The sequence below is a fragment of the Halocynthiibacter sp. SDUM655004 genome, from assembly GCF_026015885.1.
Taxonomy (GTDB): domain Bacteria; phylum Pseudomonadota; class Alphaproteobacteria; order Rhodobacterales; family Rhodobacteraceae; genus Falsihalocynthiibacter; species Falsihalocynthiibacter halioticoli.
Genome location: NZ_JAPDUG010000002.1, coordinates 747376 through 762669, shown reverse-complemented (window position 1 = coordinate 762669; position 15294 = coordinate 747376). Strand labels below are relative to the sequence as shown.

The following is a 15294-nucleotide window of genomic DNA, read 5'->3' as shown; positions in this document are numbered from 1 at the left end:
ATCAATAGTCTGCGTAAAATGTTCGAGCGCGTTCAGCATCACGCTCCGCTAGCCAGTCCTCAATCTCGGACATGAACCAAGCAACGGTTGTGCCACCCATACGGATCCGTCTTGGGAACCTACCTTGGGCTTCCCAACGCAATTTTGTGGTGTTTGAGACTTTAATGCCCATGCGCTTCAGGTCATCACGGGTCGCAAGTCGCGGATGTTTCTTTTCGATATTCATAGTGGGCCTCCATTTGTTAAATGAAGGGGTCGACCCCAAGTGACGACAGCATATGGCAGAGGGAAACTGTTTGATATCAGAGGTGTAGCCAAAGCTACGCAGGGTATGCGTAGGTTCTACAAGTTGCCTCGTGACAGAGCGACTTCATCAAGGACGTTTCCTGAGAAAGAGAAATCAGAACCGAAAATTTCTGAACCGCACTCAGTCATAAATCGTCTGTATGCACTGCTTGGGTCCTTGGTGCGGTCATAACCGCCGCGTGCGGCTACAACCGAAGGAATGTGGCGCTCTAAAACATCGGTCAATGCATTTGCCAAATCGATCTTGAATTCGTGTGAAAGAGGCGAGCCCTTACGCTTTCGGTCATCCAGCACCTCGGTGAGGTCCCGAACACGACCAATCAGTAAACTGAGTTCTTTGAGTAAGTGTTCCCGGTCGGGCGACTGTGAAGGCAGTTTGTCGGGCCATTCGGAAAGCAAGGGTAAATTGTGGTCAGCCAGAGCGTCGATCAGCTTTTTCGCCGGGTTCAGAATGGTGCTGTTCAATTTTCTAATCCGTTCGTCTGGACTCTGTAAAGCTGGTCCATTGCCAATTTTTAGCGGCGATGACATTGCCGCCACCCAATATGCTTGCGCGATTTCCCTCAACTCTTTCGCAAAACCCTCTTGATCTGTTTCGTCGCCAGCGCCAGATTCTCGGCAAATTCGCTTTATGAGTTTTTCAGAGAAGAAATCTGGCATTTCGGGTAGTTGCCGTTCAAGCCAACCCAATTCGAGGTATTGCAGGTAGTAGCGCTGGTTTGGTGAGTTTTCCGACATGGCTATTCCATTGCTCAAGCGCTTCGCGCTTTTCATCCGCGTATGAATAGACATTGTAGATAGCAGCAACGCCAGAGACTACACCCGTCTTATGGTTTAGCAGCGCTTCAGTCACTGGTTGTGGAACGCCAAGTTGGGCCATGTTGGTGGACATCGTGCGGCGCAGATCATGGGGAGTCCAAGGTTCGGCGTCCTTGGGAAGCGATTTGTCGAGACGCTTTTTCAATCGACCAAATCCAGAAATTGGTGTCGTGCCCGTCGTAGTGAACACGAAATCGGAACCGATAAACTTTGGCACCCTGCGCAGCACGTCCAGCATTGCGTCGGTGAGCGGTATGGTGTGCTGCCTGCCGTTCTTGGCGCGCTGCGAAGGTAGGGTCCAAAGGCGATTTTCGATGTCGAGTTCTGACCAGCGCATCTCGGCGACTTCGGCGCGTCTCTGGCCGCTTAGGATCAACAGCTTCATGCAATCCCCAAACGGATAGCCCTCGTCGCCACAGACCTCCCACAGCGCGCCCAGTTCGTTACCGGTCAGGACACGCTCACGCGGTTTTTCTTGGGCCCGAGGTTTCATTCCGGCAATGGGGGAGGCGTCGATAATGCCGCGCTCGACACTCCAGCTCATCAGATGCTTAAGATGAGCCAGTGCGCGGTTCACGCCGATTGGTGCAGATTTCTGAATTGTGTCGCATGCTTTCACGACATCTGCGCGTTTGATCTCGTTGATCCGTTTTCCGTGCAGGGTCGTGAACTTAGCCAACTGAGCTTCTTTGCGTTCATGGTCACGGTTGTGAATCTTGGCATACTTCTCAATATAGTCAGGGATCACGTCGCCCAGCGTCGGTTTCACTTCGACCTCTATGCCGGTACTTTGTTCGAACTTGCCTGTTTCCACTTCATAGAGGATTTGCCGTGCTCGTTCCCGGGCGTCGTTAAGAGAAAATGGTCCGAAATGGCCGATGGTCAAGCGCTTCATTTTTCCGTTTATGCGCTTGTGAAAGCTAAACGTCTTGGTGCCGGATTTGTTCACCCGAAGGACTAAGCCCGGAACCACTGTGTCACGGAAGTCTTCCCGCTTGGCTGGGTTTGGCTTTCTGGTCTCGATGAACTTAGTGGTCAGTTTCTGTATCATGAGGTCAAAATAAGATACATGGAGGCCCGCCGTCAGGGACAACCCTAGAACCCATGTGACGCCTTGCATCAATGTGAACCGGTCGCAGAAGTGCTAGGTTTGCGAGGAAGGGATTGTTATTGGACTAGTTCTCAGGTGAAGTTATGCAGTCCGACGAAGTACCATTCCCAATTTTCACGACGGAACAATTCTGATGCTCAAAATTAATCGTAATGAACCTTCAAAGCAGTTTTTTGAGTTGGTTGGTCGTTCTAAAGATGACCTTTTCGAATGGGCTCGAAGACCCGCAGCTGAACGCGAGCAAAGGCGTGCTCCGTTTAACTCAGATATCTTTCATCAAAAAGAACTGCGGTCGCTTGTTGCATTCGATTTTGAGCAGAAATGTGCATATTGCGAACGGCCCTTGGAAATGGCTGGTGAGATCGACCATTTTCGACCCAAAAGCCTTTATCCGTGGCTTGCGTTCGAGTGGCTGAATTTCATGTACGCCTGCAGTAGTTGCAACCAATCAAAATCTAATGCTTTTCCATTATCTGGGCGACCTTCACCCTTTTTGGCAACATTTGATGACGTCCGATTGGTGGAGAAACCTCTACTGATAGATCCCACATTCGAGCATCCAGGCAAATACCTTAGTTTTCTTTCCACCGGACTTATCATTCCCCGCAATAACTCAAGAAAGGGGCGAGAGACAATTTTGGCATTTCAGCTTAACGAGAGTGAGCTTGTTGACGAGCGTAAAAACGCTTGTTCGAAATCACTGGAAACATGGGCATACGCACTTGAAAAGCGAACTGATCTGCCGAGTGATTTTCTTACAAGAGGACCTTTTTTGGGTTGCCAGCAATGGAGCATTGCTCAATCCATTGCGAATTACAAAAAGCTCCCGACAGCTAAAGTAACCGGTCCAAACCTTGAGAACGAACTTAGGAAGTTTCTTGAAATTTCTAGTGAGGAAGATCGTTCCCGGATCCTTCAAGACATAGAAGGGCTCAAGGCGGATGACTTAAGGAAAAATGAGGAGTTCAAGGATACATTTGAAGGTGGACCTGATAGAGTAAGAGAGCAGTATTATGTTGGGATCGCACCAACTCCTGTTCGCGACGTAGATAGATTGATTGGCCCATTTTTTGCTCGAAGCAATATTTCATCAATTCGCATATCCAATTTTAAAGGGATTGAAGAACTCTCGTTGGAGCTACCTTCTCAGCGCGAAGAAAGAGCAGGAGCACCTTGCTTGCTATTGTTGGGTGAGAATGCTGTTGGAAAATCATCTTTTCTATTGGGAATTGGGCTTGCCCTCTTGGGCTCCGAAGAGATTGACGCTTTAGGTCTCTCATACAGTAGTTTGGCGAGGAGCGTTGGACGCGAAACGTGGGACCAATGGGGCCAAAACGAAATCAGGGTTGCGGTGGAGTTTCACGGCAAGTCGGAGCCCGCAGTTTTCTCATACGATCCTGTCTCTGGGAAACTGGGAGGATCTCAACGCCAATCACAGATTGTTTTGGGGTATGGCCCTCACCGCTACTTTTCTCCCACGAAAAAAAGACGTTTTCGCAGTTCGGCTGAGAGGCTAAGAAGTCTAATTGACCCAGCAAGACCACTACCGGATCCCACAGATTGGCTCGAAAGAATTAGTGGGTCTGAGTTCGGAGCCGTCGCAGCCACAATTCGAACGATTCTACCAATTGGTGATAGCGATGATCTGGTCAACGATCCCGAATTTGGTATCTGTGTTCGTGCAGACGGTCAGCTGACACCTGTTTCGAAGTTGAGCGAAGGCTACCGGTCTGTATTTGCGATGATCGCAGATATCTGTCGGACGTTATTGGAGGCTTCACCAAACCTCGAAGATGCCCGGGGTGTAGTTTTGATCGATGAGATTGATACTCACCTTCATCCTCGCTGGAAGATGCAAGTAATGTCTTCTCTTAGAAGAGCGTTCCCAAAGGTGCAGTTCATCGTAACCAGCCACGACCCTCTATGTCTGCGAGGAATGGAAGATGGAGAAGTAGTTGTTCTTTATAGAGATCCAAACGGCCGGGTTAGACAAATGGAGGACCTGCCCGACGTCTCAGGAATGCAAGCCGAACAATTGCTAACATCGGAGTATTTTGGATTGGCTAGTACCCTTGATGCTGACGTTCATTTAGAAATTGCCCGGATCTCTGAACCTGACGGCACGGAAACCAGTCGTTTGCTTGGGAAAGAGACTGATGAGCTCATATCCCGGCTTACAGTTGGTGACAGCGCAACCGCGCAAATCATTCAGGAAGCGCTTCAAAAGTACTTGCTTGAGAGGGAAAAGCCTATCGGAGGGTTGTCACGCAATGCACGCTCCGAGGCCGTCTTGGCGGTTTCTCAAGCGCTACGCTCGACACTCGGAGAAACTTAAGTTGCGAAAGCTGAATCGAGGGGGCGTGAGCGTTCCGGCATCATTGGCTGGGCCTAACCTAGCTGTACGAAATGAAAGAGATGAAGCCTCAACATACTATGCAGCCCGAGAGCCATGGTCTGAGGCGCACACTTCTTTTACATTTTCCATCTACAGATCTCGCGATGTCAAATTGGGTTTGCGGCAACTTGCTGGCGGCAATTGCGCGTACTGCGAAAGTAGAATTGGCGGAAGTGGTGCGCGCGAAGTCGAGCATTATCGTCCCAAAGGACGTGTCGAAGGTATTGCAGATCATCCGGGTTATTGGTGGCTCGCCTCGGAGTGGGATAATCTGTTGCCAACGTGCCGTGATTGCAACAAGAGCCTCAGGCAACATATTGTCACAGCGGACATGACGCGAGAAGAAGTAGAGGAATTGCTTGCACAGTATCCAAAGCAGAGCTTTGGCAAGGCAAGCCAGTTTGACATCGTTGGTGCAAGAGCTCTCACGCCAGCATGCAACTTAGAAGACGAAGACCCTTTACTTATCAACCCTTGTGAAACGGATCCTGCACTGGAGCTTTGCTGGGATCTATCAGCAGAACTTCCAATCGTTTTGCCACGACTAAAGGAAAACGGCCCGAGCGCATATGGCGCTTATACAATCCAGACATGTGCCTTAAATCGAGCTGAGCTAGTTTTGGACAGAATCTCGGTAAGAAGGCAGTTACGAGCAATTCGCACGCGAGTATTAGAAATGTTGGAGAGTTGGGAAGGCGATGAATCCATTCTCGAAACACTAACACGAGAAATACAGGGCCTTCAGAGTTTTGTTCACCCTGACCAACCGTATATCGGGATGGCCACTGCTTTTATAGAGGCGTTTCAAGCCGAGATAGAGCAGTGGCTGGCTCAAGAAGGACTTGAACCAATTGCTTAGTTGGTTTGTCAAGAATGTCACCACAGACCTAACTTAGGGTATCACTGGGGTAGCAGGAGCGATGGGCTTGAATGCTCTAATGTGAGATGAGCTGAGACGGTCTGCCAAGCGCAAAACTTAAGCTTATCAACTTGCTACGTTGCGGGTTGAGTGATCCTGAAACAGCGTGTTTCGACCAAAAGGCTAATTGAAAATCCTCGTGTCGGTGGTTCGATTCCGCCCCCGGGCACCATTTAACGATTGAGTTCGCACTCAATACGTCAATATTCACAAGTTTCCAGTTGCTTTGTACAATAATTGCTTGGGATTGTGTATCACAAACTGTATCACATTTTTTATTTTCGCAAGAACTAGGCTTTAAGACTTTTTTCACTTTTTCAGGCGTGGTTCGTAAAAGGCTTTTGTAGCATTGTTCAATATCTTGCTCATTTTGTACTAGCAGCGGTGTCAATAAACCCTCTGTCGAACAGTCTCGCTTTGCCTAGTATTGCGGCCCATTCCTGCTATTGGTGCAATCTGCGTCTAACGGCGGCTCTTTGTCTAAAACGGCCATCGATAGAGATTGCTAATGTTGCTTCAAGAAACGTGGGGCGCGCAGTTATAAAGTTTTGGAAATTTGTGCCGGAGCCATCAAAATCACAACTTGTGCGACAGTTTTACCAAGCTTAGGTTGTTGAAAAATTGATCTGGAGAACCAATGAAAACTTTCAGTTTTGACGATATTGGAATTGCGAAGATTTTCACCGACTATTCTTTGACCATTCCACCGCACCAACGTGATTATGCATGGACTGAGGAAGAAGTTGTTCAACTGTATTCAGATCTCGAAGCCGCTTATCGTAAATCTTCCGAGTATTTTCTTGGCACTATTGTTGCGATTGAGAATGAGAAGACAGGAGAGCTCAGTGTTGTAGATGGGCAGCAAAGGCTAACGACCACCTATTTGCTTTTGACTGCAATTAGAGACTTTCTACAAAAGAATGACACTGGAAAAGAAATCTCCACATCGCTTCAAAACACTTATCTTTTTAATAGCGACCGACGAGAAGGTTTCAAACAACGCCTCTCTCTCAACACAGACGACAGGCATTACTTTAAGCAACTCACTTCAAAGAGCACCGAGGAATATTGGCCGCCTAACGAGAGCAGGACTTCCCACAAATTGCTGAGGGAAGCATATTTCCTCGCCGTTGCGCGTGTTGAAGCGATTGCGAATTCAGTTTCGGGTGTGGATGCGCCAGATACTCTAAATAATTGGATCGACTATCTTGAGCGTTCGGCGCAAGTGATTTTGCTTAGAGCACACGATCAAGCCCGCGCTTTCAAAATGTTTGAAACTTTGAACGACCGCGGGCTTCGGACTTCTCAGGCTGACCTGGTTAAGAGCTACTTATTCGGCCATTCTGATGGGCAAGTGGGCCTGGCACAATCTAAATGGTCCAATATGCTTGAAAACTTGCAGGAGCTTGGGGACGATGACCCGCAAGTATCCTTCTTACGTCATTATCTGATCGCCTTCTCAGGTTTCGTGCGCGCCGATGGTGTTTATGATGCTATCCAGACGAAGTACAAGACCGAAGGAACAGCGGTTTCTTTCTTAACCTCTTTGGCGGACACGTCCCGTATCTACACTGCGACCTTTAACGCAGAAAACGAATTCTGGGATGACTATTCTCCAATAACCCGCAAGTATCTTGAGGATTTCAATTTTTTCAATTTGAAGCCGATCAGGCCGCTTATACTGGCTACATCGACTAAGTTTGAGAAGAGTGAGTTCGAAAAAACGATCAAATTTTTAACGTCTTTTAGTTTGCGGTTGGTAGTATCGGCTCGGACACGAAGCGGAGCAAATGAACAGGCCTTTGCAGACGCTGCCATCAAAGTTACTAGCGGTGACATTTCAAACTACATTGAGCTCACTGAGGCCTTAAAGAAGATTTCAGTTTCGGATAAGGATTTTGAGGAAATCTTTGCAAATGCTCGTGTTACGAAGACAGCATTGGCGCGGTACTTGCTGAGAGAATTGGAGCACACATGCTCGCCTAACAAAGGGGAAAAGGAGTGGGTGAATTCTGACCCTCAACAAGTCACTCTTGAACACATATTGCCCAAAAGTATTAGAGGCATAGGTTGGGATAGCTTTAATGCAGATTCCCATTCAGAATTCAAGAACCGCCTAGGGAACCTTTGCTTGCTTAAACGAAGCGAAAACAACGGAATGTCAAACGAAAGCTTTGAAGGCAAAAAACCGTTTTTTGAGAAGAGTAGTCTGACACTAACCTACGAATTGAGCAAAACTGAAAGCTGGGAGCCAATTGAGGTGGAAAATCGTCAGAAAAAACTGGCGAAACTAGCACTTAGAACCTGGCCCTCGTCATAACTGGAGCTGCTATCATGCTTCGAAGCGACCCCAGTGGGGGACGTTTGATTTCCCCTTATTGTTCAAAGCAACCAATTTTTTGCTAAGTCCGCATCCTGTGAGTTGCGGCCATTGGTGCGAACAGCGGCTAATGTTCGGTTCTCGCCCTTTATGCCATTAAATCGATCTCGTCCTGCAATTGCACCTAACAATTCTGAGCGCCAATTTCCTTTCTCAATCGATATGCTGAAGCAATACCTATCTTCATAACATCGGCAACCTCTGCTGGAGTTGATCCAGAACTAAACATTTTTTCCGCTACCCTCCGATTGATAGTTGTAGGTCGCCCCTTGTATTTTCCAGCCTCTTTGGCCTTTGCAATCCCTTCACGTTGCCGATCCAAAATGAGAGCTCGCTCAAACTGACCAATTGCCCCCAAGACTTGCAACATCATAACCGACAGCAGATTTGTTGTGGGCCCGAAAGTTAGGTTCTCCTTGAGAAAGCTAATGACAGCCCCTTTATCAACAACCTCCTTCACAATCGTCTCGAGATCTTTCAAGGAGCGGGCAAGACGGTCGAGAGAATGAACTACTATTTCGTCGCCTGGCTGGATTATATCCCGAAGTATACTCAATTGTAGTCTGTCCGTATTTTTCGCAGAAACCTTCTCTTCGAAGATTTTGTTGCAATCAGATGGCAGCTCTTGTCTCGCGAACGATTGCTCATGGTACTAACGCGCCGATAACCATATTTCATATATCGAGTTCCTTTCTCAAGCGGGTCTAAGCCTTTTTGATAAGTTAACCTATCGCTATTATAACCGATTTAACTGATAGACTTTTTATGTCGATCACTAGGGTATAGCCAATTGATCATCGCAAATGCATCTACGCAGCAATCTACTTCGATTGTGGACGTTGACTACATATAAACCGGGGGCCGCTACGCGGGACCAACCTGCCGTTGCCGGAATTTATGTAGTTGTCCGCTTTTGCTCCTGAAACGAAAGGCGTAAGCAAAACTGTGCTAATTTACGGCTTGTTTACCGCACGTTGCGTACTGTCATACACGGACCTTGCAAATCTGTTCGCTAAGTGTAATATGTATTCCAACGAAGGGATCGTGCCAAAAGTTGTTTCGACGCTGCGGCGCTCCTTCAACACACAGCAAAAGCCATCTCAAAAGTTGTTTCGACACTGCGAGGTGGCTTTTGTCTTCATACCTTCTCAAATTTTTGGATAAGCTCCGGGATAAAGCTGATCTTACCCTGACAGCTCTTCTTGAGCAGCCGCGAGCATCGTTTGGCAGATTGAGGACTGATTACCCCGCCTAACTTATCTACTGCCTTCAACCGCTCGGTCAGATCAAAGAAATCTCCATCGGACGTGATCAAGTAGGCATCGTCAAAGTCGTCGATCTGATCAAGAACTGAGATTGTCAGGCAGATATCAATATTTGCCTTGTGCCGACCTTGGGCAAAATCAACATCACGAAACACCAGCTCAAAACCACACCGTTCAAGGTAGTCGTAAAGCCGTTGATGGCTTCGCATGAACCCAAAGTACATGAACGCTCGATCAACGCCCTTCTTGTTCTTCAACCAAAGGCGAAAACGCCGGTAGTCAATGTCACTTCTGATTGCTTCGACGGATTTTTTCAAATTCTGGCTGTCTATAAATGCATACGTTGTCATATTGGTTCTTCTTATTCTTGCTCGATTATTCATTGCACCAGCCGGTGGCCAAATATCTGGCCACAAACTTTCAAAACTATTTAGGGTTATCCACCACTAACTTTGGCTTCTTACGCGCAACCCTTGCTTTTTTCACCGCTATTGCCGTGTTTTTCTCTTCGATCTTCTCAGCGGCATACGGTTGCAACTTCGCAATCAATCCCCTGAAGCTATACAGGTTCGTATCACTACCATTACGCGATGTCCTACGCTCTGTGCGCTCAAGAAAACCAAGATCAGCAAGAGCCGTAATCCGACGTTGTACCGTTCTCGGTGAACGCCCGATTGCATCTGCAATCGTCTCTACCGAAGGATGCGGCAAGTTTTCAGGATGCCACCAGTACTGGATCAAGTGGATAATGATATTCATATCCACTGGATCTAGGCCAAGCGCCTGTTGCTTCTCGATTAAAATGCTAGGGACAGCACTCCATCCCGCCTCCATTAGAGGTTTCGTCCATTTCTTTTCGTTCACATGCAGATTTTCTGCGTCTGCTTTCCCAACTTTAAATGTAGCCATAACCAGTTCCCTTCGTTACAATTAGATATCGCAATTTTAATCAATATAACAAGACTTTGAGGGGTGACGTTAATGGCGCCCTCGCATGACACTGTTGCCATCCACCCCATGACATCAGTGTCATTCAGCCCCCGTTACAAGTGTCACCCGAAGTATACCAATCATAATCACACGAACCGAATAGCTATGAATTCAGTATGACGAACATACGAATTTGGTCCCTGACACTACTGTCACCCCATCAATGTCAAAAACTCTAAAATCACCGCTGATAAAGCCCTGTACTTACCTGTAGGTCAAAAAAGACAGGCATGGCGTCGGCTCGCGCACCAAATGGTCATTCCGTCACGTTCAATAGAAAGGAGGGCGATCATTGGCTCAGCCATGCCAAAACCTACTCTGGAGTTCATATGGTTTCACCAGATTTTCCCTAAGTGTAACAGGTAAACGACCGCTAACTTGATACATCACGATTTACCCAAAGCCGACCTTGGTGCAGCTTGCAGCATTGGTGATTTGGGCTCGTTTTTGCCGTTAGCTGCACAAAAGGCCAAGGTCAGTTGGAAAAGGCAACTCTGATCCTTTAGATACCAATTTATTGCCCAAGCTTTTCTTCAACGCTCTTGATAGTTTCATCATCAGAAATGGATCATCCAAATCTGGTATCGGCTCGGCAGACGCTTCATTGTAGTTTTTTGCGGCAGCTTTTAGATCATCCGCCATCGGGATAACATTTCTTGCCGCTTTGGCAAGCTGACCTATGACTAACCCGCCTTGAGGTCTTCGAATATCCGCGCAATCGCGTCCGTGTTGTTCTTGAGTATTTGATTGTCCTCGATAATTGCTTGTTGATTGAGTATTATCGTTTCCAGCAAATCCTGTATCGTGGCCTCGTAGTTTGTTTGAGGTTGGCTTTCCGCTGTTGTCGTCGTTTTTTGTGGTTTGTTTGGAGCCCGCACTTTCAATTTCCTCTTTTGTTTGATCTATAAACTTCCCAACGTCAGTAGCTGGTATTTTCAATATTCTGTTTGCATTACAGATAACTTCGCCTTCTTTCTTGACCAGCAACCTGGATTTTCGTCTGCCCTGCTCAATCGTGCAGTTATCGTGCTGAGCTAAGAGAGTGGAAAATGCCCTCGCCTGATCGCCCTTAGGCAAGGTCGCTACTTCCTTCAAGCCACTCGCAAGCGCCGCTGCATCAACACCAACTCGCTTAGATCTTTGGTGCTGTTTTGACCCAATAGCAGCAACGGGCTTTTGATTTACCAATCCAGAAAGTTGCTCGGCGTATTTCGTCAACCCTCGCTCCATGAAACGGTCATGAACGAAGTCGCTATGTTTGCCTGCAATAATCTTGTGACCGAGCTTGATTTCCATAAGCCTGCTGACAGTCTCATCTTTTTTCTTAGAGCGATATGTATCATAGACGCGCCCATCAGCATCTGCTGCGGGCCTTAACAAATGATAGTGCGCGAGTTTTTCCCCGTTGCTCCGAATGCAAACATGGCGCACCAGCAAGTTTGGATCTTCACAATCGAACCCAAACTCTTCGTTGATCTCAGCTACGACCTGGCCCAACTCGTCTTCGGTGATTTCTTGATCTGGGCTAATCGTGATGTGTAGAATACTATTCTTATGACCTGCGGACTGAGCGAACGCATCCGCGTCCAGAATACCATCTGGAGCGCCTTCAAGCACTTCAACAGTGTCATTGTCACCATGTGCCAACACATAGGCTGTAACGCGCTGGGCGGTGCCTGAACGTATGCCATGGTTCTTAATGATCACCTCATCCATTGCCTTTGAAGCGAAGCATTTCTTTTCGCAGAGTTTCTCTGGGTTCTTGCCAGTTTTTCAATCCGATCCTAATGGCTTCATACATAGCCGCAAACTGCGCCTCATTTAACGTGCCAGAAATTTTGGCTGAGTGGATTTCTTTCATGCACCGGTTCAGATTTGAGGAAATGCTAGACAGCTTAAAGGCAATATCCCTTAGATTAGCACCAGATGGCATTCTGCGAGCGGCATTTGGCCCTAAGACTAGGCGGCGAACCAAATCAGACGAATTGATCCTCTGGTCCCCAGCCAAGGCTCTTATTTGTGCGTATTCAGCTTCCGTCAGCATCATTTTAAAGTGTCGTGTTCGCATATTCCTACCTCCCTTCATTTGAGGTTTAAATGGGGATCCAACGGGGAGGTTACTCCCCTTGGGAATGTGGAAGATGCCCGTTAAGGGCAGGTTCCTCCCACTTGCTGATCCCTGTTTTCAATCCTTTCCTACAAATTGTTCTTCCCATGCAAAATACAAACCCAACCTAATTCTCGAATGCCGATGGGTGATTTTGAGCGTTGCTTCGCATAATGATGAAGGGTGATCTGGTGACACTTCCATTAACAAATAAAGGGAAGCTCCAGTTTACGGGGCCTCCCTATAAACAGACCGCGCTGCGCTCCAAGTATCATTTAAAGCACGTACAAGATCCGAAGAAATAGCATTCGACAAAGGGTATGCTTCTATCGATCTAATGAACGGATAAGCTTTTGCGATTGATAGAGCATTGCATATGCCCGCAACAGCAACAGAGCCGATTTATTTGGCCGACGCATCCGACCAAATCGCACACCTGTGCCGACAGCTTCTTTGCATTCAGAGACGAGCACAGCACCGAGAGCAAAGAGATTAGAGAGCTTAAACATCTTTTATGCACCCCGCTGCTTGATCAAAGATCGCAACAAGCTGAAGATTATACTGCTCAATTTTTTGCAGTCGCTTGCCATGTTGCTTCATGTATTTCAGCATTTCTAATGTGAATGCCTTCTGATTTCTCAGCATTTGTTTTTCAAAGTCAGACATAATCTCTCGCTCCCGATTGTTGTTGTTAGAGACGAGATGACGCGCAGTAAGCAAAGAACAAATTCAATGCCCAAACTTAAATCCAAGCCATCTTTGGAGCTTCAATCGGATAGCTGGCGCGAATAAGCCCATGTTGCCAAGCCGAACAACAGTTTTTCCCCCGGTAATGCCAACAACCAATCTCTTGGTTTCCTTCCAGAAGGGTAAGTTTCGGTGTTCTTTTACCGGATTTTTTTATCGGCTTCAGGCCAAACAAGATTTCTTCAAGAGCTCGTATAACATCGGCAGACGCAGTTATCGTGGGCCTGTATATATTACTTAGGGAACTTTTGTTTTCCCCTAGTAATTCCCACAGTTCTTGTGCAAATGGCTCCAGAAATTTTCGGAGATCATAAGTCTCACCTGTGTTTTCTTCCCAACAGTAAACCAGTGCTTCTTGATCTTCTTTAATATTCCACCAGCAGTGTGCGGCTGTAGCAGTTTTCATTCCAGCTTCAGAGAAATCACGAACTCGTATATATCCATATAGGCGGTTTCCTGGGCCTGAAATTGGCCCATGCAATCCTAGATACTCAGGGGCCGGAATTTTCTTTGTGTTTTTTGCTACAGAGGTATTAGTCCCGTTTCCTGCGCCTCCTTTAGTATTATGCTGTTGGCAGTTGTCAGAGTTATCGTGCGACCCTTCAATTGCGGAATTACGTTCAGCAATAGTTTCTTTGGCACCACTAGGGGCATCCGTACTCTTGCCCCCCTTAGCGTCTTTTTGTTTCCTGCTCGCACCCTCCGTCTTTTCCACCAGCTGCGGTATTTCGCGGCCCTCGTCGTCACGCTCAAATGCAACGCGTACTCCTTCGGCCTTGTGCTTGCGACACATCTGCTGGAAGCCATTCCAGCGGCCTGTCATCCGCCGGTTTCTCATGGTTGTGAATAAGTCAGCGAATTCTTTTCCATGCTCAGCCTCAGCGATTTCGACGGCAAGTCTACAAGGCTTCGCAATGTAAAATGCCACCCTGGAGAACTTGCGCTTATCTATCTGCTTTAGATTAACCGCAGCCCAGTTGCTCGAAAGTATCTTTGAGTTTTCTCCCAAGAACCTGCGTAGATTTTCGACATCATCCTCATCATCGTCGATCTCAACAATCACATGAAAGTGCCAGAATATGGCCCGTTCTTTGGGGCGGTAAACGCCCTCGAGGCGCTCAAAAATGACCGAGGCATTACTCCCTTCAAAACTATCAATAAGCTGCCGAACCTTCTTTGCTTTCGCTTTCGCGCCTTTAAGCGCGGCGTCAAAACCATCCGCTGGGGCCACTTTGTTCAGGGCTGGATAGGTCAGCATCGCGAATCGGCGCTTCTGTGTGGTGCTCGCATAGTAGGTAAGTTCACCTGCAACTCGCCTGCTGTCTTGGAAATATTCACTGGGCAGATGCTTAGAATGTTTAAGTTCGGGCCAAGTTGCCGCAATCCAAGCATTGTTCGACAACCCACCGAGTAATCTGCTCATAGTTGATCGATCTTTTCGATAAAGGTCTATACCAAGGCTTGCAGCGAAGGCTGCAACTTTCAGACTGTCTTCGAGATTTTGATTAAGCCCGAGAAACGATTTGACTGTTCCGTTGAAGTGGGCCACTTCGCCAACTTTAGCGAGCGGGCTTACGTCTTCTTCATGCTCACCTGCCCTCTGTGAAGCATGATTTGCAGCGCTTTCTGACGCCTCAGGGGCCTCACTTAAATCCTCAAATTCACTCAAAATCTCTTACCAGTTCATTTCTGGGAACTGGTCGCTCCAGGTTCCCTTCTTGCTAATGAGATCCATCACGGCGGTTAAACTGAGATTTAAATGCAGCGCACAACACGGGCGGGCGCTTCAAAAAAGCACTGACGCTTCGAAGAGTACGAACATTGTCCAAGTAGATTTCAATCGAGAGTGATTTGCTGACATTGACAGTTTTCACCACCCGTCTTTCTGCGGCACAATTATCTTATGGGGCTATGAGCGGCCGAGTTTTCTAAACATGTCTTAATTTTAATTTCAGCGAAACCTACCGATGGCAGAAAGGTGAAAAAAACGAGGTTGAGGAAATGAAAATCACGGAACAAAGCTTGGAAACTCTATTGATTTATATAGCGCAGGCGATTGAAAGCCGATCTGATGGCGACCATTATCTACCGATATTTGAACGCATAAAAAAAGAGATTGCGTGTTTGAAGGCAAAAAACTCGATTCGAGCAGAAGTTAGCCGTATTGCCGCCCAGCGTAGTTCATGCTGATTTAGATGGTCATGAACGCTAGTTTTTTTGGATCAACTATTTTATCGCTTTTTCGGCTTGTTTGT

General features: G+C 47.2%; 15 protein-coding genes. 4 read left to right on the top strand and 11 right to left on the bottom strand.

Annotation, left to right across the window (positions count from 1 at the left end; translation table 11 throughout):
* Position 1 precedes the first annotated feature (1 nt).
* The 3 genes from N9C89_RS11365 to N9C89_RS11355 all read right to left on the bottom strand — a co-directional run bounded on the left by N9C89_RS11365 (position 2) and on the right by N9C89_RS11355 (position 2245).
* Positions 2–226 (bottom strand): helix-turn-helix transcriptional regulator, encoded by a 225-nt coding sequence (locus N9C89_RS11365; RefSeq protein ID WP_263953986.1) that lies wholly within the window; start codon positions 224–226, stop codon positions 2–4.
* A 116-nt stretch (positions 227–342) separates the two neighbouring features.
* A complete protein-coding gene (locus N9C89_RS11360; RefSeq protein WP_263953985.1) occupies positions 343–1044 on the bottom strand; it encodes a hypothetical protein in 702 nt (233 codons plus the stop codon).
* Positions 983–2245, bottom strand: a complete 1263-nt coding sequence (locus tag N9C89_RS11355) for a tyrosine-type recombinase/integrase (protein WP_263953984.1) — start codon at positions 2243–2245, stop codon at positions 983–985. The genes N9C89_RS11360 and N9C89_RS11355 overlap by 62 nt, the downstream gene beginning before the upstream one ends.
* A gap of 124 nt (positions 2246–2369) precedes the next feature.
* Between N9C89_RS11355 and N9C89_RS11350 the strand changes: the two genes are divergently transcribed.
* The 3 genes from N9C89_RS11350 to N9C89_RS11340 all read left to right on the top strand — a co-directional run bounded on the left by N9C89_RS11350 (position 2370) and on the right by N9C89_RS11340 (position 7870).
* Complete coding sequence (locus N9C89_RS11350) at positions 2370–4571, top strand: retron system putative HNH endonuclease (protein WP_263953983.1); 2202 nt, start codon at positions 2370–2372, stop codon at positions 4569–4571.
* A gap of 25 nt (positions 4572–4596) precedes the next feature.
* On the top strand, positions 4597–5490 hold the full coding sequence (locus N9C89_RS11345; protein ID WP_263953981.1) for a hypothetical protein: 894 nt from the start codon (positions 4597–4599) through the stop codon (positions 5488–5490).
* A gap of 697 nt (positions 5491–6187) precedes the next feature.
* On the top strand, positions 6188–7870 hold the full coding sequence (locus tag N9C89_RS11340; RefSeq protein ID WP_263953980.1) for a DUF262 domain-containing protein: 1683 nt from the start codon (positions 6188–6190) through the stop codon (positions 7868–7870).
* A gap of 184 nt (positions 7871–8054) precedes the next feature.
* Here the strand turns inward: N9C89_RS11340 and N9C89_RS11335 are convergent, their stop codons facing one another.
* From N9C89_RS11335 to N9C89_RS11300, 8 genes are all read right to left on the bottom strand, one after another.
* Positions 8055–8531: a recombinase family protein gene (locus N9C89_RS11335; RefSeq protein ID WP_263954444.1), complete on the bottom strand. Its 477-nt coding sequence runs from the start codon at positions 8529–8531 to the stop codon at positions 8055–8057.
* A 537-nt stretch (positions 8532–9068) separates the two neighbouring features.
* Positions 9069–9545, bottom strand: a complete 477-nt coding sequence (locus N9C89_RS11330) for an NYN domain-containing protein (protein ID WP_263953979.1) — start codon at positions 9543–9545, stop codon at positions 9069–9071.
* A gap of 76 nt (positions 9546–9621) precedes the next feature.
* The gene (locus N9C89_RS11325; protein ID WP_263953977.1) at positions 9622–10104 is read right to left on the bottom strand and encodes a helix-turn-helix domain-containing protein; all 483 of its coding nucleotides are present in this window, start codon (positions 10102–10104) and stop codon (positions 9622–9624) included.
* Between the two features lie 534 nt (positions 10105–10638).
* The gene (locus tag N9C89_RS11320; RefSeq protein WP_263953976.1) at positions 10639–11901 is read right to left on the bottom strand and encodes a hypothetical protein; all 1263 of its coding nucleotides are present in this window, start codon (positions 11899–11901) and stop codon (positions 10639–10641) included.
* Entirely contained in the window at positions 11894–12253 is a 360-nt protein-coding gene (locus N9C89_RS11315) for a hypothetical protein (protein WP_263953975.1), read from the bottom strand. Before N9C89_RS11315 ends, N9C89_RS11320 begins: the two co-directional genes overlap by 8 nt.
* Positions 12254–12618: 365 nt before the next feature.
* Positions 12619–12801 carry a hypothetical protein gene (locus tag N9C89_RS11310; protein ID WP_263953972.1) on the bottom strand — a complete coding sequence of 61 codons (183 nt, stop codon included), beginning with the start codon at positions 12799–12801 and terminating at the stop codon, positions 12619–12621.
* Positions 12794–12958: a hypothetical protein gene (locus N9C89_RS11305; protein WP_263953971.1), complete on the bottom strand. Its 165-nt coding sequence runs from the start codon at positions 12956–12958 to the stop codon at positions 12794–12796. Before N9C89_RS11305 ends, N9C89_RS11310 begins: the two co-directional genes overlap by 8 nt.
* Before the next feature lie 76 nt (positions 12959–13034).
* Positions 13035–14708, bottom strand: a complete 1674-nt coding sequence (locus N9C89_RS11300) for a hypothetical protein (protein ID WP_263953969.1) — start codon at positions 14706–14708, stop codon at positions 13035–13037.
* Positions 14709–15040: 332 nt separating this feature from the next.
* Here N9C89_RS11300 and N9C89_RS11295 point away from each other — a divergent pair, with 332 nt between their 5' ends.
* On the top strand, positions 15041–15229 hold the full coding sequence (locus N9C89_RS11295) for a hypothetical protein (RefSeq protein ID WP_263953967.1): 189 nt from the start codon (positions 15041–15043) through the stop codon (positions 15227–15229).
* Positions 15230–15294 lie beyond the last annotated feature (65 nt).